Annotated in this window: 1 protein-coding gene; it reads left to right on the top strand. The window is 44.7% G+C overall.

Annotated elements, in window-relative coordinates:
• Positions 1–295: transposase (locus AB4407_RS20885; protein ID WP_372121845.1), on the top strand; the 295-nt coding region annotated here is incomplete at both ends.

Here is a 295-nt window from a genome sequence, read left to right as displayed (position 1 = left end):
AAAAACCATTCAAATGAAGGTTCGCTTGCTAGCACTTGCCCACTTCAAAGAAGGTCACTCGCGTACTCAAATTGCCAAATACCTTAAAGTCAGTCGAACCAGTGTAAACAAATGGGTTCAAGCATTTCTTGAAGAAGGATTGGAAGGGCTTCAAGAAAAACCTCGCACAGGCAGACCGGCATATCTCAATGCAGAACAACGAAAACAACTCAGTGCATTCATTAAGAAAGAAGCAGAGTCCCCTTCAGGCGGGCGCCTTGTCGGGAGCGATATACATGACTACATCGTGAAAAAC

It is taken from the genome of Vibrio sp. 10N.261.46.E11 (genome assembly GCF_041472735.1).
Classification (GTDB): Bacteria; Pseudomonadota; Gammaproteobacteria; order Enterobacterales; family Vibrionaceae; genus Vibrio.
This window is presented reverse-complemented; position numbering and strand designations above follow the sequence as displayed.